The following is a 23,299-nucleotide window of genomic DNA, read 5'->3' on the forward strand; positions in this document are numbered from 1 at the left end:
CACGGATGCAAGGCTTTGCAGGAGGTCGTCACCATGGATGTGCGCCGCTGGCTGCTGATACTGCTGTGTGCCGTCGCGGCGCCCACCCAGGCGCGGGAAGTGCCGGTGGTGCCCGGCAAGGTGCTGCTGGCCAGTGAGGCCTGGGACGACTACACCAACGCCGACGGCAGCGGCTTGGCCTGGGATGTGCTGCGTCAGGTGTTCGAGCCTGCGGGGATCAGGCTGCAGACCCGCACCGTGCCTTATACCCGTTCGGTCGGCCTGACCCAGCGTGGCGAGGTGGATGGCTGGGTCGGTTCCTATCGCGAAGAAGCCCAGGGTGTGTTGTACCCGCACTGGAACTTCGATTCCGATCATATCTACGCCCTCGGCCTGGCCAGCACCGCGACGCCGACCGTGGCCACCCTCGGCAATTACCGCCTGGCCTGGGTGCGCGGCTACAAGTACGAGGAGTACTTGCCCAATGTGCACCGTTTCGACCAAATCCAGCGGCGCGACGGCATTCTGCCGATGCTGCAGCACGGCCGGGCCGACTTCTACATCGATGCCCTGACCGAAGCTTCCTACGTCCTCAAGCAGGCCGACGACCCGGCGCGCTTCAGGCTGACGCACATTGCCGAACTGCCGTTGTATGTCGGGTTTGCCGACAACGAGCGTGGACGGGGGTTAATGGCACTGTTCGACCAGCGCATGGCGACCCTGGTGAAAAATGCCGAGCTGAAGCCGATTTTCGAGCGCTGGAAACAGCCGTATCCGTTCTGACTGGCATAGAACCGGGATGAAGGCCAATCGAACCGATTGATCTTTATCAGCGATAATTCAGCTTAAGCGTCTGTAGGAACCTGCTGTTACAATGGCCGCCACTGTAAAAACTGAAATCAGGAGCACACGGTGCCCGTCGTTTTCGTCGCTGCTTCCAAGCTGCCTACCCCTTTTGCCACGTTCACCATGAACGGCTTTCTCGAAGAAGCCACCGGTCGCGAGCACGTTGTGCTCAGCCTGGGGGATATCGCTGATGGCGCGCCGGTTCTGGGGCGCGTGCACTCCGAATGCCTGACCGGTGACGCGCTGTTCAGCCAGCGCTGCGACTGCGGTTCGCAACTGGAAGCCGCGCTGCAGGCCATCGCCCGTGAGGGCCGTGGCGTGCTGCTGTACCTGCGTCAGGAAGGCCGTGGCATTGGCTTGCTGAACAAGATTCGCGCCTACGAGCTGCAGGATGGCGGCGCCGATACCGTCGAGGCCAATGAGCGCCTGGGCTTCGCCGCGGATCAGCGTGACTACGCGATCTGCCTGCCGATGCTCGAGCACTTGGGCGTCAAATCCCTGCGCCTGATGACCAACAACCCGCGCAAGGTCAAGGCCTTGACCGAGATGGGCATCACTGTGGCCGAACGCGTGCCGCTGCACACCGGGCACAACCCGCATAACAAGCTCTACCTGGCGACCAAGGCCAGCAAGCTCGACCATATGATGGGCAACGAGCATCAGGGCGAGGTCGATCGCGCGTGACCCGCGGCCAGGTGAAACGGCGACTGTCCTTCAACTGGTGGCAGTACCTGGCCCTGGCGCTGCTTCCGCTGTTCGTGATCAACCTGGTGTTTGGCCAGGCCGAGTCCCTGCTGCCGGTGCTGGCGATGCCATTCTTTATCGCCGGCGTGGCCTCGATGTTCCTCAGCCTGCGCTACTTTCACGGCTATAAACACGCGCTGATCGCCACCGCCAAAGCCCTCGATACCGCTGAAGAACCGGCTGCCTGGATCACCCTCGCGGCTCGCCGGCGCACGGCGTTGCTGGTGGCTGCCATACCCGCGTGGATCGGTGCGCTGGCGGTGTTCGTCGGCCTGGAAGCGGTGCCGCTGTTTCTGCTGGCGCTGTCGACCCTGGTGCTGTTCTACCTCTACCGCATTCCCCGTCAACTGGGATGAAGCGTCACTGGCTGGCGGTCCTGCTGCTGGCGCTGAGTGCCCCGGCGTGGGCGGCCGAGCGCGTGGTGAGCCTGGCGCCATCCTTATCTGAAATCGTGGCTGAACTGGGCGCTGCCGACCTGCTGGTCGGCGTGCTCGATGGCGGTGAGCGCCCGGAAGCGCTGGCCAACGTGCCGTCGGTTGGCAAGTACGGCCAGTTGGACATGGAGCGCCTGCTCAGCCTCAAGCCCGACCTGATCCTGCTCTGGCCCGGCAGCGTCGGCCCGGCCCAGCGCGAGCAGCTGCAGCGCCTGAACATCCCGGTTTTCGTCGCCGAACCCCACAGCCTCGAACAACTCACTACCCAGGTCCAGACGATTGCCGAACAGCTGGGCCGCGCCGAGGCCGGCCGGCAATTGGCGGTGCAGTTGCGCCAACGCCTGGCCGAGTTACGCCAGCGCTATCAACGTGCCGAGCCATTGCGGGTGTTTTACCAGGTGTGGGACCAGCCGCTGTACACCGTGGGCGGCGGGCAGATCATCAGCGATGCGTTGAATGTGTGCGGCGCGCGCAATGTGTTCGACGATCTCAAGCTGCCCGCGCCGCAGGTCAGCATCGAGTCAGTGTTGCAGCGTGATCCCGAGATGATCCTGGTGGGTGATCCGGCTCAGCTGCAGGCCTGGAAGGTCTGGCCGGCGATGGCAGGACGGGTGCGCGTGGTGCCGGATAAAGGCTTGGAGCGGCCCAGCGGGCAGATGCTGGAGGCGGTGGGGCGGCTGTGTGAGGTGATTGCGCCGAGCCGGTGAGACTGCTATCGCCGGCAAGCCGGCTGCTACAGGGTGAGCGCATTCCCGTCGTAGACGCTGGCTTGCCGGCGATGAGGCCTGCACACGCGCCTCACATCTCAGGCGTCCAGGTCACCCCAAACATCCACACCCGGCCTTCTTCGCGATAATCGTGATTGTTCAGGAACGCCGGGTCGTTGTAGCTGTACATCGCGCGGGCGTACGTCTTGTCCAGCAGGTTATCGACCTTCACCGACAGCAACACTTCACGGTTCAATGCCCAACTGCTGCGCAACCCCAGCAGCGCATACCCGCCCAGGCGACTGCGATTGTCTTCATCGTCGTAGCTGCTGCTGATCGCCTGCCAGCTGGCACCCAGGCCCAACTTATCGAATTGACGATCCAAGTCCAGGCTCACTGTGCGCCGCGCCCGGCGGGCCAGGGTGTGGCCGCTGTCGCGGTCGCGCGGGTCGATGACGGCGAGGCCAAGGTTGCCTTGCCAGCCGAACAGGTCCTGCTTGAGCGCCGCTTCAAACCCGTTGATGCGCGCCGACGCCACGTTCTGCGGCTTGCCGGTGCGATCGAGGATAATCGCATCGCTCAAGTCGGTGCGGTACAGCGAGGCTTCCAGGCGTGTGCTGTCAGTCAATTGGCTGCGCCATTGCAGCTCGTAGCTCTTGGAGGTTTCGGGTTGCAGGTCGGGGTTGCTGTATTGCGTCTGCGGGTAGTACAGGTCGTTGAAAGTCGGCGCACGGAAGCCTTCGCTGTAGCTCAGCAGCAGGTCGTTGTCGGGGTTGACCGGCACGGTCAGGGTGCCGCTCCAGCTGTTCTGGCTGCCGAATTGCTGGTTCTGGTCGCGGCGCAGGCCCAGCTCGGTGGAAAACCACTCCCCGCGAAAGCGATGCTGCACAAAGGCGGCACGGTTCCAGCGGCTGTTTTCGGTAAAGGTGGTGGAGCCGTGGAAGCGGTCTTCGTACCAGTCGCCGCCGAGGATCAGGCTGTTGTGCTCATTGAGCGTCAGGTCGTTCTGCCAATTGACCGAGTCGCGATAGGTGTTGAACACACTGGAATCATCGCTGAGGGTATCGCGCTTGGTATCGCGATTTTCGCTGTGGCCCAGCTCCAGGCGCGATTGCCAGTGCTGATTGAGCGTGGCGTCGACATAGCCGCTGGCGCTGCTGACGGTGTAATCGGTGTAGGGCTTTTGCCCAACGGTCTGGCGAGTCGCGACGTCGTAGCGGCCGAAGCTGTTGTCGTACTCCGATTTACCGCGGTTATCCAACAGGTTGAAACCCGCCTCCAGCGTGTCGCTGAACGCGTGGCTGAGGTTCAGGCTGAGGGACTGATTGCGGTAGGCATCATGATCGCCATCGCTGGGAAACGATTGGTGGGTCGAATTGATGCCTGCGGTTTCATCCAGGCTCGCACCCAAGTTGAAGCGCGTGTGTTCGTCGCCGCCGGATACGCCGAGGCTGCGCTCCCAAGTCCCGTTGCTGCCAAACCCGAGCTTCATGCGCGGTTGCAGGCCTTGCTCGGCGTTGCGCCGGGTAAACACCTGGATCACCCCGCCAATCGCGTCGCTGCCGTAGATCACCGAGCGCGAGCCGCGCAGCACTTCCACCCGCTCGATCTGGTCGACATTCAAGTACTGCAGGCCGCTGTCGCCGGAGGTGGTGTTGGCGATGCGCTGGCCGTCCACCAGTACCAGGCTTTGTGCGGATTTGGTGCCGCGAATGTAAATGCCCGGCAAGCTGCCACGGCCACCAGTGGGCGCGACTTGCACGCCGGGCACGCGGCTGAGCAGGTCGGTGAGGCTGGTGGGCTGCAGGCGGTCGATGTCGTCGCGGGTGAATACGGTGTTGGCAGCGCTGCTGTCGTTGCGCGCCTGGACCTGGCGGTTGGCGCTGATGACGACGTCGGGGAGTTTCAGGGCGTCGTCGCGCTCGAAGGTATCGGCGAGCAGGTCGTTGGCGGGCAGGAGAAGTAAGGGCAGGGCGAAGCGAAGGCGACTCATGGGCTGTCCATTGCATTTGAACACGGCACGAAACCAATGTAGGTGCTGGTTTGCCTGCGATGCAGGCACCTCGGTTTTTCAGTGAGGCCGAGATGATGCTATCGCAGGCAAGCCAGCGCCTACAGGTGATTCGGGGTTACAGGCCGAGCAGTGCCAGGCGCTCGCGCACCGATGCTTCGATGCCGGCCTCATCCAACCCGCACTCAGCGAGCATCTGCGCCGGCTTGGCATGTTCGACGTACACATCCGGCAAGCCCAGGTGCAACACCGACTTGAGGATGTTCTCGCGTGCCAGGAACTCGCTGACCGCCGCCCCAGCGCCACCCATGATGGCGTTTTCTTCGACAGTCACCAGCAACTCATGGCTGCCGGCAATTTCGCGCACGAGGGCTTCATCCAGGGGTTTGACGAAGCGCATGTCGACCACGGTCGCGTCGATTTTATCGGCGACTTTCAAGGCTTCGGCCAGCTGCACGCCGAACACCAGGAACGCAGTCTTGCTGCCTTGGCGACGCACGATGCCCTTGCCGATCTCGATTGGCTCGAGGTCTTTCTCGATCAACGCATTCGGGCCGTTGCCACGTGGGTAGCGCACGGCAGCCGGGCCGTTGTACAGGTGGCCGGTGCTGAGCATCTTGCGCAATTCGTTTTCGTCGCTCGGTGTCATCACCAGCATGCCGGGGATGCAGCGCAGGTAGGACAGATCGAAGCTGCCAGCGTGCGTCGGGCCGTCTTCGCCGACCAAACCGGCGCGGTCGATGGCGAACAGCACGTCGAGGTTCTGCACCGCCACATCGTGGACCAGTTGGTCATAGCCGCGTTGCAGGAAGGTGGAGTAGATCGCGACCACTGGCTTGGCGCCTTCACAGGCCATGCCGGCGGCGAAGGTCACCGCGTGCTGCTCGGCAATCGCCACGTCGAAGTAGCGCAGCGGGAAACGCTCGCTGAAGGCCACCAGGTCGGAGCCTTCCTTCATTGCCGGGGTAATGCCCACCAGGCGCGGGTCGGCGGCGGCCATGTCGCACAGCCATTCACCGAACACACCGGAATACTTCGGCCCGCTGGCTTTTTTCGGCGCGGCGGCGGGTGCATCGACGGGTTCGAGCTTGGTGATCGCGTGGTAACCAATCGGGTCGACTTCCGCCGGGGCGAAACCCTTGCCCTTCTTGGTGACGATGTGCAGGAACTGCGGGCCCTTGAGGTCACGCATGTTGCGCAGCGTGGCGATCAGGGTCGGCAGGTCATGGCCGTCGATCGGGCCGATGTAGTTCCAGCCCAGCTCTTCGAACAGGGTGCCGGGGACCAGCATGCCCTTGGCATATTCTTCGGTACGGCGGGCAATTTCCCACGCGCCGGGCAGACGCGAGAGCACTTTCTTGCTGCCTTCGCGCATGCTGGCGTAAGTACGGCTGGAGAGGATCTTGGCCAGGTAGTTGGACAGGCCGCCGACATTGCGCGAGATCGACATGTCGTTGTCGTTGAGGATCACCAGCATGTTGGCGTCCACTTCCGGCGCGTGGTTCAGCGCCTCGAAGGCCATGCCGGCGGTCAACGCGCCGTCGCCGATCACGGCAATCGCCTTGCGGTCGCTGCCTTGCAGGCGGGCGGCAATGGCCATGCCCAGCGCTGCACTGATCGAGGTGCTGGAGTGGCCGACGCCAAAGGTGTCGTACTCGCTCTCGGAGCGACGCGGGAAGGCCGCGATCCCGTCCTTCTGGCGCAGGGTGCCCATGCGCTCGCGACGGCCGGTAAGGATTTTATGCGGATACGCCTGGTGGCCCACGTCCCACACCAGCCGGTCGTCCGGGGTGTCGAATACGTAGTGCAACGCGATGGTCAGCTCGATGACGCCCAGGCCGGCACCGAAATGCCCACCGGTCTGGCCGACCGTGTAGAGCAATTCCAGGCGCAGTTCATCGGCCAGGGTTTCCAGCTCGGCTTCACCCAGTCGACGCAGGCCGGCCGGCGTGGCAGCACGGTCGAGCAGGGGCGTGGACGGGCGCTTGCGGGGAATCTCTTGGAACGTCGTGGGCATCAGGCGAATCGTTATAGGTATAGAAGAGGCGGCAGTTTACCTCAAGCATCGCAAACTGCCCACGCAGAGCGCCGAACTTGGCTGATATGCGGCTGCAATAGCCGCCGTTATCAGTGGCGGCGTTCGACGATATACCGCGCCAGGCCGCGCAGGGGCTCGGCCGCCGCGTCGAAAGGTCGCAGGGCGTCCAGGGCCTGGTCACGCAGTTCCAGGGCATAGGCCTTGGCGGCTTCAAGGCCGAGCAACGCAGGATAAGTCGGTTTGTCCCGTGCGATATCCGCACCTTGGCGCTTGCCCAGGGTGGCGGTGTCACTTTCGACGTCGAGAATATCGTCCTGCACCTGGAACGCCAGGCCGATGGCCCGGGAATAGGTGGTCAGGGCCGCCAATTGCGCGGCTTCGGCACGCCCGCTGGCCAGGGCGCCGAGGTGCACGGCGGCTTCGATCAGTGCGCCGGTCTTGTGGCGATGCATGTGCTCGAGGGCTTGCTGGTCCAGCTTGAGGCTGACCGAGCCCATGTCGATCGCCTGCCCGCCTACCATGCCGGCCGGGCCTGCGGCGTGGGCCAGGGCGGTGACCATGCGCAACCGGATCTCGGCATTGACGCTGCTCAGCGCCGGGTCCAGCAACGCGCTGAACGCCAGGCTCTGCAGGCCATCGCCGGCCAGGATCGCATAGGCTTCATCGAACGCTTTGTGGGTGGTCGGCTGGCCGCGACGCAGATCGTCGTCGTCCATCGCCGGCAAATCGTCATGCACCAGGGAATAGGCGTGAATCAGCTCCACCGCACAGGCCGCGCCATTCGCCTCTTCGGCAGGCGCTCCCAGGGCTTCGCAGGCCGCGTAGGCCAGCAGCGGGCGCACACGCTTGCCGCCATTCATCACGCTGTAGCGCATGGCTTCATACAGACGCGTCATTTCCGGGCTTGGCGCAACAAACAAGGGCTCCAGCGCCGCATTTACCCGGGCTTGGCTACTGGCCTGATACGCGTCGATCATTCCGGCTGTTCCGCATCGAAAGGTTCTTCGGCCAACTCCCCGTCACGTTCCAGCAGGACCTGCACCTTCTGCTCCGCCTGCGCCAAGGCGCTCTGGCAGTCGCGGGTCAGGCCGATACCTTGCTCAAACGCCGTCAGCGAGTCTTCCAGCGACAGCTCGCCGTTCTCCAGACGCTCGACCAGGGTTTGCAGGTCGGCGAGGGATTGTTCGAAATCGAGTGCAACTTTTTTGCGGGCCATGGCGGCTATTCCGGTAGACGGTAAACCGGCGCGACACTAGCAGACATGGGGCCTGCGGGCAAATGAGCGGGCGCGCTTCAAACGCCCCCGCCATTGATCTGATAGCGCGTGCTGCGGCCTCCAGCGGGCAATCGCATCAGGTAGCCTTTTTTCCAGCAGATCAGCCAGGTGACGCGTCGCCGTGGCCTTGGACACCTTCGCAACCAGTTGGTACTGCGCAGCGCTGATCCCGTGCTCAACGCCCTTTTCATCGTCTTCGAGCAGTCGATTGAGCACCTTGATTTGTTCGGCAGACAACGCGAGGTCACGGTGTCGCTGCGAGAAACGGCTTTTGTCCAATATCCGATCAAGCCGGCCAGACACCACCTGCTTCGGCTCGTCCCCCCTCAATGGCCCGATATTGAGCGCTCTGGCGACATAGCCTGCTTCCGGGGGCGGGAACAATAAGTGATGCCATTTCAATAAGTGGGTGAGGGTAAAAGGTTAGGTGAATAGTTGAGTGGCATCCATCATCACTCGGCAACGCCTTCGCTGCGGCGGCTTCCCTGACTATCTTTCATCGGCTCCAGGCCCATCCGCCTTGTCAGGGACGAGCGCCCCAAGCCGATATTTAACTGCTCACCCCCCAATCGCCGAGGACGTCAGGATGTTTTGCAGCAGTGCATCCATTTCATTCTGTGCGCTGACTGCCTGGCTGACGGAGCCGATCACTGTCAGCAACCACTGGAAGATTCCCTCTCCGGTATTGCTCGCCCTAAAGCAGCAGCTTTTTCGTTTCACTAGCTTCAGACTTAATGGGTTTTTTGTGAAAGGCTAGGATCCTATTTGTTGTAATAATACTTACTTTATTTCATTTGTTTTGCAGGGGGTTTTCTCTGTGGTTTTGTCCGTGAATACCTGCGGCCTAAAGTAAGATTTGTGCTGCGAAGATTAACTTCATTTGTGTCAGCTGGTTTCTCTATAAGGCTATCATCCATCAGTTTTCAAAGCTTGGGGGGCGGTGGTGTAGCGGGCTTCAATAGTGCAAAGTCGATATCGCCCTCAAAGGAAATGCAAGCAATCCAGTCTAGCTGTTCTTGAACTATATATGTGTGCTGTGGTATTTCGGAGAAAATTCTTAGTGCTTCTTCTAGTTGTTCGAGGTTTATGCAGTAAGCGTCGTCACAAACCGAATCACCCACAATAATTATTTTGTCGTCGGCGACTTTTTTGATTTCTTTGGCCAGATGTGAGGTCGGCGAGTCCGTAAGGTCGCTCCCAAAGTTCATGCTGTTGCTTAATTTGCTCCAGGCAATTTTGCTTCCTGAGAACGGGATATTTTCATTGATCTCTCTAACAATGGAAGCGTGATCATTTGCTGGGAGAATATTAAAGGCAATGTTGTGGGATCTCAATTCCGAAATTAGCTCGTCATCAAAATAGCTCATTCTTTTGCGAACCTTTTAGTCAGTTGTAATACGGTTTTTGGGCTGGCCTCAAAAAGGTAGTGTGGTCCCTTTTTCTTCGCAGACCAAACGTTTATATGAGCGCCGCTTTTGTCGTCATGCTCAACGCGGTAGCCAGTTTTACCGTCAGCCGTTTGCATTCCAACTGGCTCCCCTTTGCGTGGGCCGAACCTGCCCAGAGTTGGCTTTTCTGCGCGGAAATTATTTTCCAGCAGCCAATCCAATGCTTTATTTGCTGCCTGTTCATATGTTGACGACCGGATAGAGTCGCTAGCTTCTGGAGGCTTTTGCTCATGTTTGTTCGCTGACGCTTTGTCTCGTTGTCCTGGGCACCTCCCGGATATGCAAGTTAATCCCAGCGGGTCTATCCACCCCGTGGGATTGGGCGCGTACTGGTAACCGTTAATCCCACCCGCCAGCTTCACCGGGTCCGGCGTCAGGTAGCGGCCAACATCCGGATTGTAGTAGCGATGGCGGTTGTAGTGCAGCCCGCTTTCCTGGTCAAAGTACTGGCCTTGGAAACGCAGCGGGTTGTCGATTTTTCCTATGTCTAGGCGGCTGATTTCTCCGTAGGCACGGTAATGCGCGGACCAGACGATTTTGCCATCCGGGGCGGTGAGTTCTTGTGGGGTGCCCAGGTGGTCGAGTTGGTAGTGGTAGGGCTTGGTGGCCTTTGGGCCGAAGCCCTCGAGCAACGCCAGCGGCCGAAAGCTGTCGGGTTCGTAGAGATAGCTGCGATGACGATCCGCGTGATGCTCAGCAATCAGCTTGTCGCCTTGCCAGAAAAACTCCGTGGTTGTCCCATCAACGGTTTTGCTGATCCGCCGTCCAAACGGGTCATAGCGGTAGGTCGCGGTTTGGCCGTTGGGTTGGGTGATTCCGATGAGGCGGTGCTGGCAGTCGTAGCGATATTCGGTGATGAGCGCGTGCCCACGGCCACGTCGTTCGCGGATCAGGTTGCCGAAGGCGTCATAGTCGTAATGGCGGTCGCCCTGGATCATCAGCCGATTGCCCGCGACGATGTCCGGACCGGGACGGTCTTGCATCAGCAGGTTGCTGGCTGGGTCGTGGCCGAAGCGTTCTTGCACATCCTGCGAGTGGTCGGCGCGGGTCAGGCGGGCGAGGGGGTCGTAGTGGTAGTGGTGTTCGCCTTTGCGGGTGTCGAGCAGGCGGGTGAGGTTGCCGGATTTGTCGTAGTCGTACTGGCGTTGGTAAAGGGTGTGCTGCTGTTGACTGACGGCATGGGCGTGCAGGCGCTGCTGGTCGTCGTAGTGGTAGTGGCTGATCAACTGGCCTTGTTGGCGTTGGTGTTCCTGACCGGCTTTGAATAGGTGAGCAGTAAGGACTTCACCGTTCAGTTCGACGGTGGACAGGTGGCCGCCCTTGGCGTGATTGAACACCACGCGATTGTTGTCGGGCAGACGCAAGTGTTGCAGCTGCCCACAGGCATCGTAGCCGTAGCGCAAGGTGCCCCAGCCCTGGTGTTCGGCGGTGAGGCGGTTTTGTGGGTCGTATTCGTAGGCGAGTGCCCAGTGGCCATCGTCGACGCTAAGGAGGTTGCCTTGGCGGTCGTAGGCATAATCGACGACGCTGGCATCGGGAAGTACTTTTCTTACGAGACGGCCAGCGTGATCTCGCTCATAACGGGTAACCAGCTGACTGCCATCGTCGCCGTGCTCGGTTTTTTCCTGCAGGTTGCCGTTGAGGTCGTAGGCATAAGCCGTCCGTTGGCCGTCAAAGCCGACTTCCTGCTGGATCAGGCCATTGAGGTGATAGTCGAGTGTGTAGGTTTCGCCAACCTCGTTTTCGATTTCGGTGAGCAACAGCCGCACGTTGTCGTAACGGTATTTAACCTGGCTGCCATCGGCATTGATGCGCCGGCTGATCAGGTGCAACCCATCGGCATATTCGTAGCGGGTGACATGCCCCAGCTCATCACGCTCGGAGGTGATCTTTCCGTAGGGGTTATAGCTGTATTCTCTAAAAGCACCGCCGGGCAACACGACACGAGTCAATCGACTGACGCTGTCCCACTGATACTCGGTCAGCGCCCCATGCGCATCCTCACGCGCCACCTGCCGCCCGAGATCGTCATAGCGGTAGTGCTTGACGCCGCCATTTGGCAGTTGTTCTTCCAGCAACTGACCACGCTCATTCCACACCAGCCGATGGCAGCTGTTGTCGGGAAACCAAACTCCGGTCAGTTGTCCCTGCTTGTCGTAGCTGTAGTCCGTTACGTTGCCGTCGGGATCAGTCTTACGAACGATATCGCCCTGATCATTACGCTCATATTTCCAGGCAGCCTCACCACGCCTTACAACCCGTACGAACCCATTGTCATGCTCGTAGGACGTCGGCTCATCGTCCCCCGGAAACACCGCCACCAAACGTCCGGCTTCGTCGTACTGATACGCCGTCACCGCTCCGAGCGGATCCTGCTCAACCGTCAGCCGGCCTTTGGCGTCGTAGGATCTGAAATGCTCGGCACCATCCGGATCAATGCGCTGCACCAGCCGCGCCCGCTGGTCATGCACGTAGACTTCCTGGCTGCCATCAGCGTTAAACACCGTGACCTGCCCGTGGTCATCCCAGGCATAACGCGTGTCCATCTGCGAAAAGCTCGCCCAGTGGCGGACACAGCGCGCGGCCTTGCCAGCCCGTTCCCACGCCCAGAAAAAACTCGCGCCACCGGCCAACTGCCGTTCAAGAATGACGTGCTGATCGTCGTACCGATAAACCTCGCTTTCGCCGACGGCATTGGTCGCCGAGACCAGTCGGCCTAGGTCGTCATAGGCGTAGGAAACAACGTTGTGCTCAGTCATCCACTCGAAAGGGGCATGGCCCTTGGCGCGCTGGATCTGGTAGTCCACCGCCACGATGCGACCCAACTCATAACGCAGGAACAGCGAACGCCCGACACCGTTATCCAGCCGCTCAATGCGCCCCAAAAGATCCCGGGCAATGCGCAGCCGGTTGTCATACGCATCGCTGATCGCGGTCAGTATGCCGTCGCGAAAGTGGTAAAAGCGCGACGCCTGGGCCAACACCAGTTCATCGGGCAACGTCCCCAGGTAAATCGCCGCTTCAGCCAGGCTATTGGTGATTGCTGGGCGAGAAACAGATGGCAAGGGCAGGGTGGTCGAGCGGTTTTCATGATCGGTCCACACCACCGAATCACCGGAAACACTCAGCCGATGCGCCAACGAGTGACTCCAGCCAAACCCCAACCCGCCATCCACTTCGACCGCGCTGGTGCGGTACAAGCGGCTCCACTCAAACGACAAGATTCCGTCCAGCGCCCCATCAGTCAGGGTGAGCAATTCCTCGCCCGTCACCATCGACACCGGGCAGCCATTAGTGGCGGTCTTATCCGCAGGCGCTGCCGAGTCCCCGTTCAGGTTCTTCCCCGAAACAGGCACATCATCCACACGCTCTTTTTGCTTCAGCACCGCGTTCTGCCGCGCCCGCCAGCGCATCTGCAGCGTGCCTTGCTTCACCCCGCCGACCACGCCGCGAACCGCTACCGCCTTGTAGCGATCCACCGCCCGCATGAATTTCGTCAGAATCTCCAGCACGCTCTGAACAAAACCTACAGCCGCCTTAACAATCTGTGCGCCATACCTGGCCAGCCGCAGGCTCAAATACGCCACAGCCGCCGCTGGCAATGCGATGGTCAGCACCGCGCCAATCACCAGGTCAATCAGCAGCGACACCACAAACCCAGCGGCCACTTGCGCAATCTCACTGGGCGGCAATGCGTCCAACCAGATCATCGCCGTGCGCACCAGCAGGAACAGCGCCGCCTCATCACTGGCGAGCAACATCGCCTGTTCCATGACCTTGGGCGCATCGGTGGCGATTTGTGCGAGCTTGGCCGCTTCAGCCCCCAGCTGTTCGACGTACTTCAACGGGTCTGCAAGAATCGCCTGCACCAGCTGGATGCTGTCCCACACGTCCCGGATCGCGGCCCAACTGCCCGCCAGCACGCCGCTGCCAATCGCACTGGCCGTGGACTGCTGCCAATGCGGCTTGAAGCCTTGCCACTGTTCGCGAAGCCACCGCTCCAGGTCCGCCATCAGTCCGGAGTAGGAGGCGAAGAGCGCATCCACCTGCTCCTCGGAAACTGCGCCCTGTACCCGCACCTGATAGCGCCCGCCCGCGGCGCAGTGGTGTGAGCCCTTGCCATGCTCATCCAGCATGACTCGCGTGGAACTGCCGTCATCCAGCCCGATCACCTCGACCGGAATGTCGCCAATCGGCACGTCATACACCGAGTCGAATTTGCTCTCTATCTTCAGCTCGCCGCCCAACGGGCACACGGCAACACTGCCGATAAAGTTCGGGTCGCTCATGCTCACGGTTGTCTGCGAGTCACCGACGCGCACCACCCGATCCATTCCCAGCAACGACGGCATATCCGCCGCATGGCTCATCGAATCCAGCGCCTGCGAATACCAGGCGCCCATCTGCTGGCGATAAGTCACCAGGCTCTGATGAAAGCCATCCAGCTCATGTTCGATAGAGGCAATGTGGGAAGCGTTGGTCATCCGTGACGTCTCGGCAGAGGGCAAGGCGTCGGAGTCTGCCGCAGTAAAAAGCGGCTGGATGAACGGCGGGGAAAATCAGAAAGGGCTTACTACTGAAGCGTAAAAGTCAGCGCTAACTCACAGCCGATTGCTACCTCCAATGGCGACCTTGCTCATTGACGAACAGTGCCCGCTGCTTCTTTTTAGCGGGGTTTCAAATTCCACCGGCTGCGTCTGCATTCTTTGCAACGCGGCAATTGGCGTGGACAGCTCTCGCTTATCGCGGGCGATGGCAAGTGTCGTGAGGGCGCAGCGCGTATAGGTGAGACTCAAGGCGTGCCTGAAACAACGAAAGCCTGCTTTTCAGGGCAGGCTTGTCGCGAATCTCGGCTGACTTACTGCTGATGAGCCGTCAGCGCCGCATACCCATTCATCAAGTTGCGATAGTTCGGAATACGCTGCGACAACAGATTCCCCAGGCCTTCAATGTCGTTGCGCCAGTCGCCCTGCAACTCACACGCTACCGAGAACCAGTTCATCAACTGTGCACCGGCCTGTGTCATACGGCTCCATGCGGCCTGCTGCACCGTGGTGTTGAAGGTGCCGGAAGCATCGGTCACCACAAACACCTCAAACCCTTCCGCCAGCGCCGACAAGGTCGGGAACGCTACGCACACATCCGTGACCACGCCGGCGATGATGATCTGCTTGCGGCCGGTGGCCTTGATTGCCTTGACGAAGTCTTCGTTGTCCCACGCGTTGATCTGACCAGGGCGAGCGATATACGGCGCGTCCGGGAACATCGCTTTCAACTCTGGTACCAGCGGGCCATTGGGGCCTTGCTCGAAGCTGGTGGTGAGGATCGTCGGCAGGTTGAAGAACTTCGCCAGGTCGGCCAGGGCCAGCACGTTGTTCTTGAACTCGTTGGGCGAGAAGTCCTGGACCAGGGAGATCAGGCCGGTCTGGTGGTCGACCAGCAGTACGATGGCGTCGTCTTTGTTCAAGCGGTTGTAGGTTGCAGTGCTCATGGTTGAATCCTTTTTTGTTTAGGTTGGTTGGGCGATGCGTTCAACATGGGCACAGATTAATAGGTGGGCTGCAGAGGATAAATCGGCTGGGACAGGTAATACCGTCAACTCAGAAGAGACAATTGTCGGGTGGGCAAGAGGACAGGTCTTTTTAGTGACATGAAAATGTAAGGAGAAAAATCTCACGCGTGAGCTATTGAGTGCGGCAGAAATAGCCTGTAGATTTTCTCACGCGTGAGTTTTTCACACCGAGGTCAGTACCATGAAAAGCAGCTCTCCATCGAACCCGCCCGCCGGGCTCGATTCCGATCCAGCAAGCCTTCAGGGAGAGCGCTTGAAGCCGTCTGCGAAAAAACCATCGAGCTTTTACATGAAGCAGATGCGCGCAGGCCTGGCGGCCGCCGGCTACGTGAAACACGAAACTTGGGTGCTTCCCGAAAACCGAAGCCTGCTCAAGCAGATGGAGAAACAGCTTCGCCAGCCGATTCTGGCTGGCTCATTCATGTCGGAGAATTTCATGAGCGCAGGTACCAACTGGAATATCGATCGCCTCTTCACGGCCTTCCAGGCCCTGGATGAAGTGGTCTCCAACGACATTACGCTTTCTCTCGTTCAAGGCTCCGAGTCCAGCATCAAGCTGGAAATGAACGACTTCGGTGGCTTGCCGATTTACATCGCGGTGGTGGGCGAGCAGATCATCGTGGATACCGTGCTGGTCGATGTCGAGTCCATCAATGACGTCGCTAAGTTCAATGACGCGGTGTTGCGCAGCCGGGAAATGTTCCCGCTGTCCTCGATCGGTATCGAGTCCATGCCGAACGGGCAGGTGGTCTACAACATGTTCGGCGCGTTGAGCTCCGACTCCAGCCTGACCAATATCGTGACCGAGGTGAAAACCCTCGTCGACAACGTGCAACGCGCCAGCGAAGCCTTCGAACGTTTCTTCAATTAAGTATTCGGGAGTATCCAATGACTCAGTCCATCTGGAGCAAACTGTTCACCGCGCTGCGTGGCGGTGCCAGCGAAGTCGGCGAATCGATCGTCGACCAACAGGCCCTGCGCATCCTCGATCAGGAAATTCGCGATGCCGACACCGCGCTGGCCAACGCCAAGCGTGAGTTGGTCAGCATCATGGCCAAGCACAAATTGGCGACCGATCGCGTCAGCGAGTACGACGCCAAGATCAAGGATCTGGAAGCCAAGGCGGTTGCGGCCCTGCAGGCCAATCGTGAAGACCTCGCCCTGGAAGTGGCCGAAGCGATTTCGACCCTGACCAACGAGCGGGAAGTAGAGCACAAGCAGGCCACCGAGTTCGGCGGCTACGCGGACAGCATGCGCAAGGACATCACCAAGGCCGAAAGCCGGATCAAGAGCCTGCGCCAGCAGGTGGACATGGCCAAGGCTCGCGAAAGCGTGCAGAAGGCCCAGGTCAGCGCGTCCATCGCCAGCGGTGGTGCCAACGGCAAGCTGGAGACTGCCGTCGGTACGCTGAATCGTCTGCAGGCCAAGCAGCAGCAACGCGCCGCTGAACTGCAAGCCCAGGATGAACTGGCCGAAGCGTCGACCGGTACCGACCTCGAGCGCAAGCTGCGCGAAGCCGGGATCACGCCGGACGAAGGCAGCGCCAATGCGATCCTGGAGCGTCTGAAGCAGAAGTCGGCCGAGTAAGCGAAGGGCGAACACTGTAGCTGTGGCGGGGGAGCAAGCTCACTCGCCACGGCTGCAGGGCTCTTTCTTAACGGACTGGCTTTATAGGCTCTGCCCTTTTTTACGTTGAGGTCAGGATGGACGCCCTGAAGGGTTTCAAGACAATCGCCGGGCTGGCGCTGTTCATGGTCGCGCTGCAACTGCTCAATGTGGCGACCGGTTACAGCCTCATGGCGTTCGGGCTGGTCCCGAGAACGCTGCAGGGGTTGTTCGGCATCCTCGCCTCACCGTTTTTGCACGGGTCTTTCGCCCACCTCAGCGCGAACTTGATTGCCTTTTTGATCCTGGGCACGTTGGTGATTATCGAAGGGCTCCACCGGTTCGTCAGCGTCAGCGCGATCATCATCCTGCTGGGTGGCTCGCTGGTCTGGCTGTTCGGTTTTGCGGGCGTGCATGTGGGGGCCAGCGGTTGGGTATTCGGGTTGTGGGCCTACCTGCTGTCTCGCGCCTGGTTTCACCGAAGCTGGAGCAACCTGTTAACGGCGGGTGTCGTGGCGGTGCTGTATGGCGGGCTGGTCCTGGGCTTCCTGCCTCGACAGGGCATCTCCTTCGAAGGGCATCTGTTTGGTGCATTCGCCGGATTTATTGCAGCCAAGGTACTTCTCTCCAAACCACGCAGCAGGTTTAATGCCGACTGAGCGCACTTGAGCATCCGGATGTCGAGGCGATGACGTCATCAGGAATCAAGTACCCAGGGAGTCAGGGACTGAAATGTCGATTTTTCTTCTGTTGCGCCTGTACGCCTCGTCCCTCTTTCACCGCTTCGGTTGGGCAGGCCTGGTCATTGCCCTGGGCGTCCACCTGAGCACGGCTTACCTGGGCCTGGTGTATCTGGGCGAACAACACCTCACCGCGCCCGCCACATTTGTTTACTTCTATCTCACCACCACGCTGACCGTCGGCTATGGCGATCTTGCGCCGCAGACTTCGGCGGGGCGCGTGTTCGTGGCGACCTGGGTCATGCTCGGCGGTATTGCGCTGCTGACAGCAGCCATCGGCAAAACCACCAGCAGTGTCATCGATGCATGGAGAAAAGGCATGAAGGGCAAAGGCGATTTCACCGGCAAGGTCGGCCATACCGTGCTTATTGGCTGGGAAGGCGCGTCCAGTGAACGGGTCATTGAGTTGTTGCTGCAAGACGAAACCTCGAACGACAACCTGATCGTCATCTGCGACTGCACCCTCGACGAAAACCCGATGCCGGGCAAAGCAGCGTTCATCCGTGGTGACAGCCTGTCCTCCACCGCGCTGTTGCAGCGTGCCGGAGTGCCCGGTGCCGAGCGTGTGCTGGTGCGAACCCCGTCCGACGACCTGACGCTGGCCACCGTGCTGGCGGTGAATCAGTTGAACCCTGTCGGGCATGTGGTCGCGCACTTCAATGAAAGTGAGATTGCCGCACTGGCCAGCTCCTACGCACCCAGCCTGGAGTGCACCTCCAGCATGGCCATCGAGATGCTGGTGCGCGCTTCCCAGGATCCGGGCTCGTCGGTGGTCATTAATGAGCTGCTGTGCGTGGGGCAGGGCGCCACCCAATACCTGATGAAATTGCCTTCGACCTTCGAAGCCACCTTCGGCGACCTGTACACGCGGATGAAAGAACACCACAACGCCACCCTCATCGGCTATCGCGCCAAAGGCGCCCAGCAACCGTCGATCAACCCGCCGAGCGCCACGCGCGTTGAAGGCGGCGAACTCTTCTACATTGCCTCCACCCGCCTCAAGGAAATCTCCAATGGGATGGTTTAAACAGTTGATGGGGCTTGAGGCCCCGAACGCGAACCCACAGTCGAACCGGCCCGCCGCCGAAGCCCTGCCGACCACCGGTCCGCTGGGCCTGGCTCCCGGCAAAGGCGTGATGTTCGACACCACCCTGAAGTTGTTGCTCGACGGGCATACCTCGGTGGTGATCCCCGGCACCCAGGAAATCTGGAGTAACGGCACCGTCGACCTCGGGCAGTCGAACTGGCTGTCGCGCTATTACATGAACGACGAAGATTACTGGCTGCAGGTGCACACCACAGGCGACATCGCCGGGCAGGTCGAGTCCGTCATCCTGTTCAACTACCTCAGTTACGTCACCATCAGCAGCGAAGCCGAACTGCGCCGGCTGGCGGGGCCCCAGAGCCTGATCGGGTTGCCGACCTACACCTACAACGGCGTCGAATACACGCGCGTATGGGGCAGCGAGGAGGGCCAGACCGAACTGGTGGCAATGAGCGAGCAGGTGATAAACCCCGAGAATTCCTACAGCGTCGAACACCGCTCAATGCTATACGCCCGTGACACAGGCCTGACCGATCGACGCGAGTTCCTGCTGTTTTCCGTCGAAGAAGACGCGGAAGGCACCGTCAGCCTGAGCACCTCGCTGGGCATTTCGCTGTACACAACCGACTTGAATGCGCTCTAAAAAAGGAAGCAGTCCATGCTAGAAGCTCTCTCCATTTCCCTGAACAAAGCCGCCGTGCTCGGGTTTGTCACCTACATCCTCGGTGCGGCCGTCCTGTTCATGCTGTTCCAGTTCATCTACACCCGTGTGACCCCGCACAAGGAGTTCGAGCTGATCCGTGCGGGTAACGTGTCCGCGGCGGTCGCCCTGGGCGGCGCCATCGTCGGTTTCGCCATTCCGGCCAGCAACGTGATTGCCTACTCGATCAGCATCCTCGACTTCGTTGTCTGGGCGGTGATCGCAGCCGTCGTCCAGTTGTTGGCGTTCCTGCTGACCAGCCTGGTGCTCAAAGGCACGTCCGAGCGCATCAAGAACGGCGAACTCGCGGCCGGCATCTATGTGGCCGCCGTGGCCATCAGCGTCGGCATGTTGAATGCCGCGTGCATGACGCCTACCCAGAACTGATCGCGCACGGAGCTCCCGATGAAACGAAGCAAGTACGTCCAGCTGTCGCTGGCAGCGTCGGTCGCGATGGCGATATCCGGCTGCGGCCCGACGGAAAAAACCTACGATTTGCAGAAGAAATACAACTTCCAGTCCGTTCAGCAGTGCGCCGATGAAAAACTTCCGGTGGACGTCTGCTCGGACGCCTACATGACGGCCATGGCCGAGCATCGCCGCATTGCGCCGGTGTACGACAATCAGGCCGATTGCGATGCCGATTTTGTCGCCGACTGGTGCCAGCAGGACTCCACCGGCAAATTCATCCCCAGGCTCGGCGGTTTCGAGCTGACCGCCGAAGGGCAGGTGACGCAATCCCAGGTCGACGCAGCCAATGCCCAAGTGGCCGGTTCCCAGGCGAACAGTGGCGGCTCGGGTTTCTCCACCAGCAGCCTGCTGACCGGGCTGTTGATCGGCAACATGCTGAGCAACAATCGCAACAGCTACCGCTCCGAGCCGGTGTACCGCTATCGCGATGATCGCGGCGACTACGCCTCCTCGACGCTCAATCAGCGCGTCTCGAAGGGTGCCACGTTTGGCCGCTCGAACCAGGCCCGCTACGGCAGCAGCAATTACACCAACACGCTGCGCTCCTCCAGCAAGTCGAGCTCCGTGGCCTCGGCCACCTCCCGTGGCGGCTTCGGCAGCAAGGCCAGCGCGCGCAGCGGCTGGGGCGGCGGGTCGAGCAGTTAAGGAAGACGGGCCATGAAGAAGATCCCTTGCGCAGAGCGCCATGACTGGAAACAGACCGCCGACAGCCTCGGCTTTCTGTTCCATACCATCGACGACGAACCCTACTGGGACGAGAGCGCGTACTACCAGTTCACGCTCCAGCAAATCGAGCGCGACCTCGAAGACCCGACCACCGAGATCCATGACATGTGCATGGACCTCGTCGCCCGCGTGGTCCACAGCGAAGAACTGCTCGAACGCCTGAGCATTCCCGCGCCCTTCTACGACATGATCCGCACCTCATGGCTGGAAGGCCACCCGCACCTGTACGGGCGCATGGACTTCTCCTACCACGGCACCGGCCCCGCCAAGTTGCTCGAGCTCAACTACGACACCCCGACCAGCCTCTACGAAGCCGCGGCGTTCCAATGGGGCTGGCTGGAACAATGCATTGAGCGTGGCCTGCTGCCCAAACACGCCGATCAGTTCAACAGCATCGACACCAAACTGCACCAGGCCTTCGCCCAGCTGCAGGTCAACCAGCCGTTCTACTTCGCCTCGATGAAAGACTCGGTCGAAGACAAAGGCACTACCGACTACCTGCGCCTGGTCGCGGAGAAGGTCGGCATCGAATCACGCCACATCGACATCGAAGACATCGGCCTGACCAGCGATGGCCGCTTCGTCGACCTCGAAGATCGCTGGATTCCCCACCTGTTCAAACTGCACGCCTGGGAGTTCATCTTCCACGAACCCTTCGGTTCGGCGATTGCCCAGAGCGATACGCAGTTTTTTGAGCCGGCCTGGAAATCGATTATTTCCAACAAAGGCATCCTGCCGCTGTTGTGGGAATTCAACCAAGGCCACCCGAATTTGCTCGCGGCCCATCTGGATACAGAGCCAGGTAAAGCTGTGCCGAAGGGCTGGGTGCGAAAGCCGTTCTTCTCGCGGGAAGGGGCGAACATCGAGTTGCAGACGGCTGATGGGCTGATTGTGAAAGAGGACGGCCCTTACACGGATGCGCCGTTTATCCTCCAGGAGTTCGCACCGCTGCCACGGTTTGGGGACAGCTATACGCTGATTGGGTCTTGGGTGATTGGGGATCAAGCCGCCGGCATCGGCGTGCGGGAAGACAACAGTTTGATCACCAAGGATTCAAGTCGGTTCTTGCCGCATTTGATATTGGATTGAGGCTGGGGCTTGAAGAGCCAGCAGGGCTGATCGCTTTCATTTGCAGGACGTTTCCGAGAGAATCCCAACCGCATTGCGCCAGCGGGAGTGCAGGCATTAAAAAGCCGGCTTGTGGCCGGCTTCTCGGGGACTGCCTCAGCTTGTTTTTGACAAACCTCACCAGCCTTCAAATCGCTCAGCCAACATCGCGTCTGGCTGAATAGTAGGGGCATCCGCGGGAACTCCTCCGCTTCGCCAGGCAAGGTGGATAGCGCAAAGCCACCCCCTGCCAAATGTGCGGCGCATGATACCCACATTCACTTCAAATGCCCACCTCCGGATCCGATTTAGAGCCTTCCCAGCCCAGCAGGTGTTCGTCCAGCGGTACCGGTCGGCGGTTGTTCAGGGTGGACCACCAGAACACCCAGCCCACGATGGTGAAGTTCTGCTCGAACCGCTGTTCGTGTGTGAGGTATTCGTCCGGGTGTTCGCTGGCGTTGTGGCTGCGCATGCGCAAGCCACCCCCGGGTCGGTTGTAGAGGTATTTGATGCGCAGCATGCCGTCATGTTCGACCGCGTAGATTTCGCCATCGATGATTTGGGTGCGGCCTTTGTCGATGGCGAGGGTGGCGCCCTGTTGGATGATGTCGATCATGCTGTTGTCGACCATGTAGGCGCCCAGCGCGCGGTCGGCGTTGACGTTGAGGGCTTGCAGGGTCTGCAGTGAGATACGGATGCATTCGGTGGAGATGAATGAAGTGTGGAGGGCGATCTCCACGTCGATTTTTTCCGGGCGGCAGGCGGGGCCTGTGAGGTATTTTCCGGTTTCTTCGCGAGCAGGGAGTCCTTTCCTGGCGTCCGGGCCTTCCAGCAGGAAGTTGGCCGGTGGGTGTTTGGGGCCTTCGCCGGTGCGTAGCCAACGGCTGGAGATGCACAGCAGTTCTGCGATCTCGTTGAGTCGGCCCATGGGTACACCGCGTTTGAACCAGTTGTTCACGTGTTGAGGCGTGACACCACGGTTCTTGGCGAAGTCGGAGGCGGAAAGATGAACTTCCCGCAGTAGCGCTTTTAAGCGGTCACCTGATGTATTCATAAACGCAAGTTTACTGGTCGGAAAAACAGATCAAATAAACTATGCGTTGACTGGCGGACGTAGGTTTTTACTTAGTTGTAGTCTGATACTTCCGATGGTTAATTAACTTAAACAGCGTTTATAAAGTGTTCAACTTTGAGTTGAATTTTTCCCACAAAAAAAGCCCCGAATAATCGGGGCTTTTTCAATTGCCGAGGCAATGAGGAGTCGGTATCAGCCTTTGTAGGCAGCGACCGACTTCAGGATCTCGGCGCGGGCGGCGTCTGCGTTGCCCCAACCGTCGATCTTCACCCATTTGCCTTTTTCGAGGTCTTTGTAGTTCTCGAAGAAGTGTTTGATCTGCTCCAGCAACAGCGGCGGCAGGTCGGTGTATTCCTTCACGTCCACATACAGCTGGGACAGCTTGTCGTGGGGTACTGCGATAACTTTGGCATCGCCGCCGCCATCGTCGGTCATGTTCAGGATACCGACTGGACGGGCGCGGATAACCGAACCTGGGGTCACTGGGTAAGGGGTGACCACCAGCACGTCGAGGGGGTCACCGTCGTCGGCCAGGGTGTTAGGGATAAAACCGTAGTTGGCCGGGTAGAACATCGGGGTGGCCATGAAACGGTCAACGAACAGGCAGTCGCTGTCTTTGTCGATTTCGTATTTGATCGGCGCGTGGTTGGCCGGAATCTCGATGGCGACGTAGATGTCGTTCGGCAGGTCTTTGCCAGCCGGAATCTTGCTGTAGCTCATTGGGCGTTGCCCCCGTTAATTGGCCAAGAAACTTGGCCGGATTGGCCTAAAAGTG

At 60.1% G+C, this 23,299-nt stretch carries 21 protein-coding genes and 1 pseudogene; 12 read left to right on the forward strand and 10 right to left on the reverse strand.

Features of this window, described 5'->3' with window-relative positions; genetic code table 11:
- The first annotated feature begins 33 nt into the window (after positions 1-33).
- From C9990_RS03260 to C9990_RS03275, 4 genes are all read left to right on the forward strand, one after another.
- Positions 34-762 (forward strand): ABC transporter substrate-binding protein, encoded by a 729-nt coding sequence (locus C9990_RS03260; RefSeq protein ID WP_106802513.1) that lies wholly within the window; start codon positions 34-36, stop codon positions 760-762.
- Positions 763-891: 129 nt separating this feature from the next.
- Positions 892-1,509 (forward strand): GTP cyclohydrolase II, encoded by a 618-nt coding sequence (gene ribA, locus C9990_RS03265; protein ID WP_065909979.1) that lies wholly within the window; start codon positions 892-894, stop codon positions 1,507-1,509.
- Positions 1,506-1,925, forward strand: coding sequence for an MFS transporter (locus C9990_RS03270; protein WP_065909981.1), 420 nt, complete (start codon positions 1,506-1,508; stop codon positions 1,923-1,925). The genes ribA and C9990_RS03270 overlap by 4 nt, the downstream gene beginning before the upstream one ends.
- Entirely contained in the window at positions 1,922-2,710 is a 789-nt protein-coding gene (locus C9990_RS03275; RefSeq protein WP_106802514.1) for a cobalamin-binding protein, read from the forward strand. The genes C9990_RS03270 and C9990_RS03275 overlap by 4 nt, the downstream gene beginning before the upstream one ends.
- A 91-nt stretch (positions 2,711-2,801) precedes the next feature.
- Here C9990_RS03275 and C9990_RS03280 read toward each other — a convergent pair whose 3' ends face one another.
- The 8 genes and pseudogenes from C9990_RS03280 to ycaC form a co-directional block, all read right to left on the reverse strand.
- Positions 2,802-4,703 carry a TonB-dependent receptor domain-containing protein gene (locus C9990_RS03280; protein ID WP_106802515.1) on the reverse strand — a complete coding sequence of 634 codons (1,902 nt, stop codon included), beginning with the start codon at positions 4,701-4,703 and terminating at the stop codon, positions 2,802-2,804.
- 136 nt (positions 4,704-4,839) lie between these two features.
- Positions 4,840-6,738 (reverse strand): 1-deoxy-D-xylulose-5-phosphate synthase, encoded by a 1,899-nt coding sequence (gene dxs / locus C9990_RS03285; RefSeq protein WP_106802516.1) that lies wholly within the window; start codon positions 6,736-6,738, stop codon positions 4,840-4,842.
- A 110-nt stretch (positions 6,739-6,848) separates the two neighbouring features.
- Positions 6,849-7,736: a (2E,6E)-farnesyl diphosphate synthase gene (gene ispA / locus C9990_RS03290; protein ID WP_065909986.1), complete on the reverse strand. Its 888-nt coding sequence runs from the start codon at positions 7,734-7,736 to the stop codon at positions 6,849-6,851.
- Positions 7,733-7,975 (reverse strand): exodeoxyribonuclease VII small subunit, encoded by a 243-nt coding sequence (locus tag C9990_RS03295; protein WP_003176346.1) that lies wholly within the window; start codon positions 7,973-7,975, stop codon positions 7,733-7,735. Before C9990_RS03295 ends, ispA begins: the two co-directional genes overlap by 4 nt.
- Positions 7,976-8,052: 77 nt before the next feature.
- Positions 8,053-8,695 (reverse strand): annotated as a pseudogene (locus C9990_RS03300) (DUF4172 domain-containing protein); the annotation flags it as partial.
- A 263-nt stretch (positions 8,696-8,958) separates the two neighbouring features.
- Positions 8,959-9,402: a hypothetical protein gene (locus C9990_RS03305; RefSeq protein ID WP_106802517.1), complete on the reverse strand. Its 444-nt coding sequence runs from the start codon at positions 9,400-9,402 to the stop codon at positions 8,959-8,961.
- Entirely contained in the window at positions 9,399-13,967 is a 4,569-nt protein-coding gene (locus tag C9990_RS03310; protein WP_106802518.1) for an RHS repeat-associated core domain-containing protein, read from the reverse strand. The genes C9990_RS03305 and C9990_RS03310 overlap by 4 nt, the downstream gene beginning before the upstream one ends.
- Positions 13,968-14,341: 374 nt before the next feature.
- Complete coding sequence (ycaC, locus tag C9990_RS03315; protein ID WP_065909998.1) at positions 14,342-14,974, reverse strand: isochorismate family cysteine hydrolase YcaC; 633 nt, start codon at positions 14,972-14,974, stop codon at positions 14,342-14,344.
- Positions 14,975-15,344: 370 nt separating this feature from the next.
- On the opposite strand from ycaC, the gene C9990_RS03320 reads away from it, so the two are divergent.
- The 8 genes from C9990_RS03320 to C9990_RS03355 all read left to right on the forward strand — a co-directional run bounded on the left by C9990_RS03320 (position 15,345) and on the right by C9990_RS03355 (position 21,431).
- A complete protein-coding gene (locus C9990_RS03320; RefSeq protein ID WP_106802519.1) occupies positions 15,345-15,926 on the forward strand; it encodes a YjfI family protein in 582 nt (193 codons plus the stop codon).
- Positions 15,927-15,943: 17 nt separating this feature from the next.
- Positions 15,944-16,642 (forward strand): PspA/IM30 family protein, encoded by a 699-nt coding sequence (locus C9990_RS03325; RefSeq protein WP_106802520.1) that lies wholly within the window; start codon positions 15,944-15,946, stop codon positions 16,640-16,642.
- Between the two features lie 116 nt (positions 16,643-16,758).
- Complete coding sequence (locus C9990_RS03330) at positions 16,759-17,319, forward strand: rhomboid family intramembrane serine protease (protein ID WP_106802521.1); 561 nt, start codon at positions 16,759-16,761, stop codon at positions 17,317-17,319.
- 73 nt (positions 17,320-17,392) lie between these two features.
- Positions 17,393-18,427, forward strand: a complete 1,035-nt coding sequence (locus tag C9990_RS03335; protein WP_106802522.1) for an ion channel — start codon at positions 17,393-17,395, stop codon at positions 18,425-18,427.
- Complete coding sequence (locus tag C9990_RS03340; protein WP_106802523.1) at positions 18,414-19,088, forward strand: DUF2491 family protein; 675 nt, start codon at positions 18,414-18,416, stop codon at positions 19,086-19,088. The genes C9990_RS03335 and C9990_RS03340 overlap by 14 nt, the downstream gene beginning before the upstream one ends.
- Positions 19,089-19,103: 15 nt before the next feature.
- A complete protein-coding gene (locus C9990_RS03345; protein WP_065910015.1) occupies positions 19,104-19,532 on the forward strand; it encodes a DUF350 domain-containing protein in 429 nt (142 codons plus the stop codon).
- Between the two features lie 18 nt (positions 19,533-19,550).
- Positions 19,551-20,261 (forward strand): DUF1190 domain-containing protein, encoded by a 711-nt coding sequence (locus tag C9990_RS03350; RefSeq protein ID WP_065910018.1) that lies wholly within the window; start codon positions 19,551-19,553, stop codon positions 20,259-20,261.
- Between the two features lie 12 nt (positions 20,262-20,273).
- The gene (locus C9990_RS03355; protein WP_106802524.1) at positions 20,274-21,431 is read left to right on the forward strand and encodes a glutathionylspermidine synthase family protein; all 1,158 of its coding nucleotides are present in this window, start codon (positions 20,274-20,276) and stop codon (positions 21,429-21,431) included.
- A gap of 301 nt (positions 21,432-21,732) precedes the next feature.
- Here the strand turns inward: C9990_RS03355 and C9990_RS03365 are convergent, their stop codons facing one another.
- Together C9990_RS03365 and ppa are read right to left on the reverse strand one after the other, a co-directional pair.
- The gene (locus C9990_RS03365; protein ID WP_106802525.1) at positions 21,733-22,503 is read right to left on the reverse strand and encodes a S24 family peptidase; all 771 of its coding nucleotides are present in this window, start codon (positions 22,501-22,503) and stop codon (positions 21,733-21,735) included.
- A gap of 213 nt (positions 22,504-22,716) precedes the next feature.
- On the reverse strand, positions 22,717-23,244 hold the full coding sequence (gene ppa, locus C9990_RS03370) for an inorganic diphosphatase (protein ID WP_003219382.1): 528 nt from the start codon (positions 23,242-23,244) through the stop codon (positions 22,717-22,719).
- Positions 23,245-23,299: the final 55 nt, after the last annotated feature.

Origin of the sequence: Pseudomonas sp. S5D5 (assembly GCF_003013355.1) — a bacterium.
Classification (GTDB): Bacteria; Pseudomonadota; Gammaproteobacteria; order Pseudomonadales; family Pseudomonadaceae; genus Aquipseudomonas; species Aquipseudomonas aylmerensis.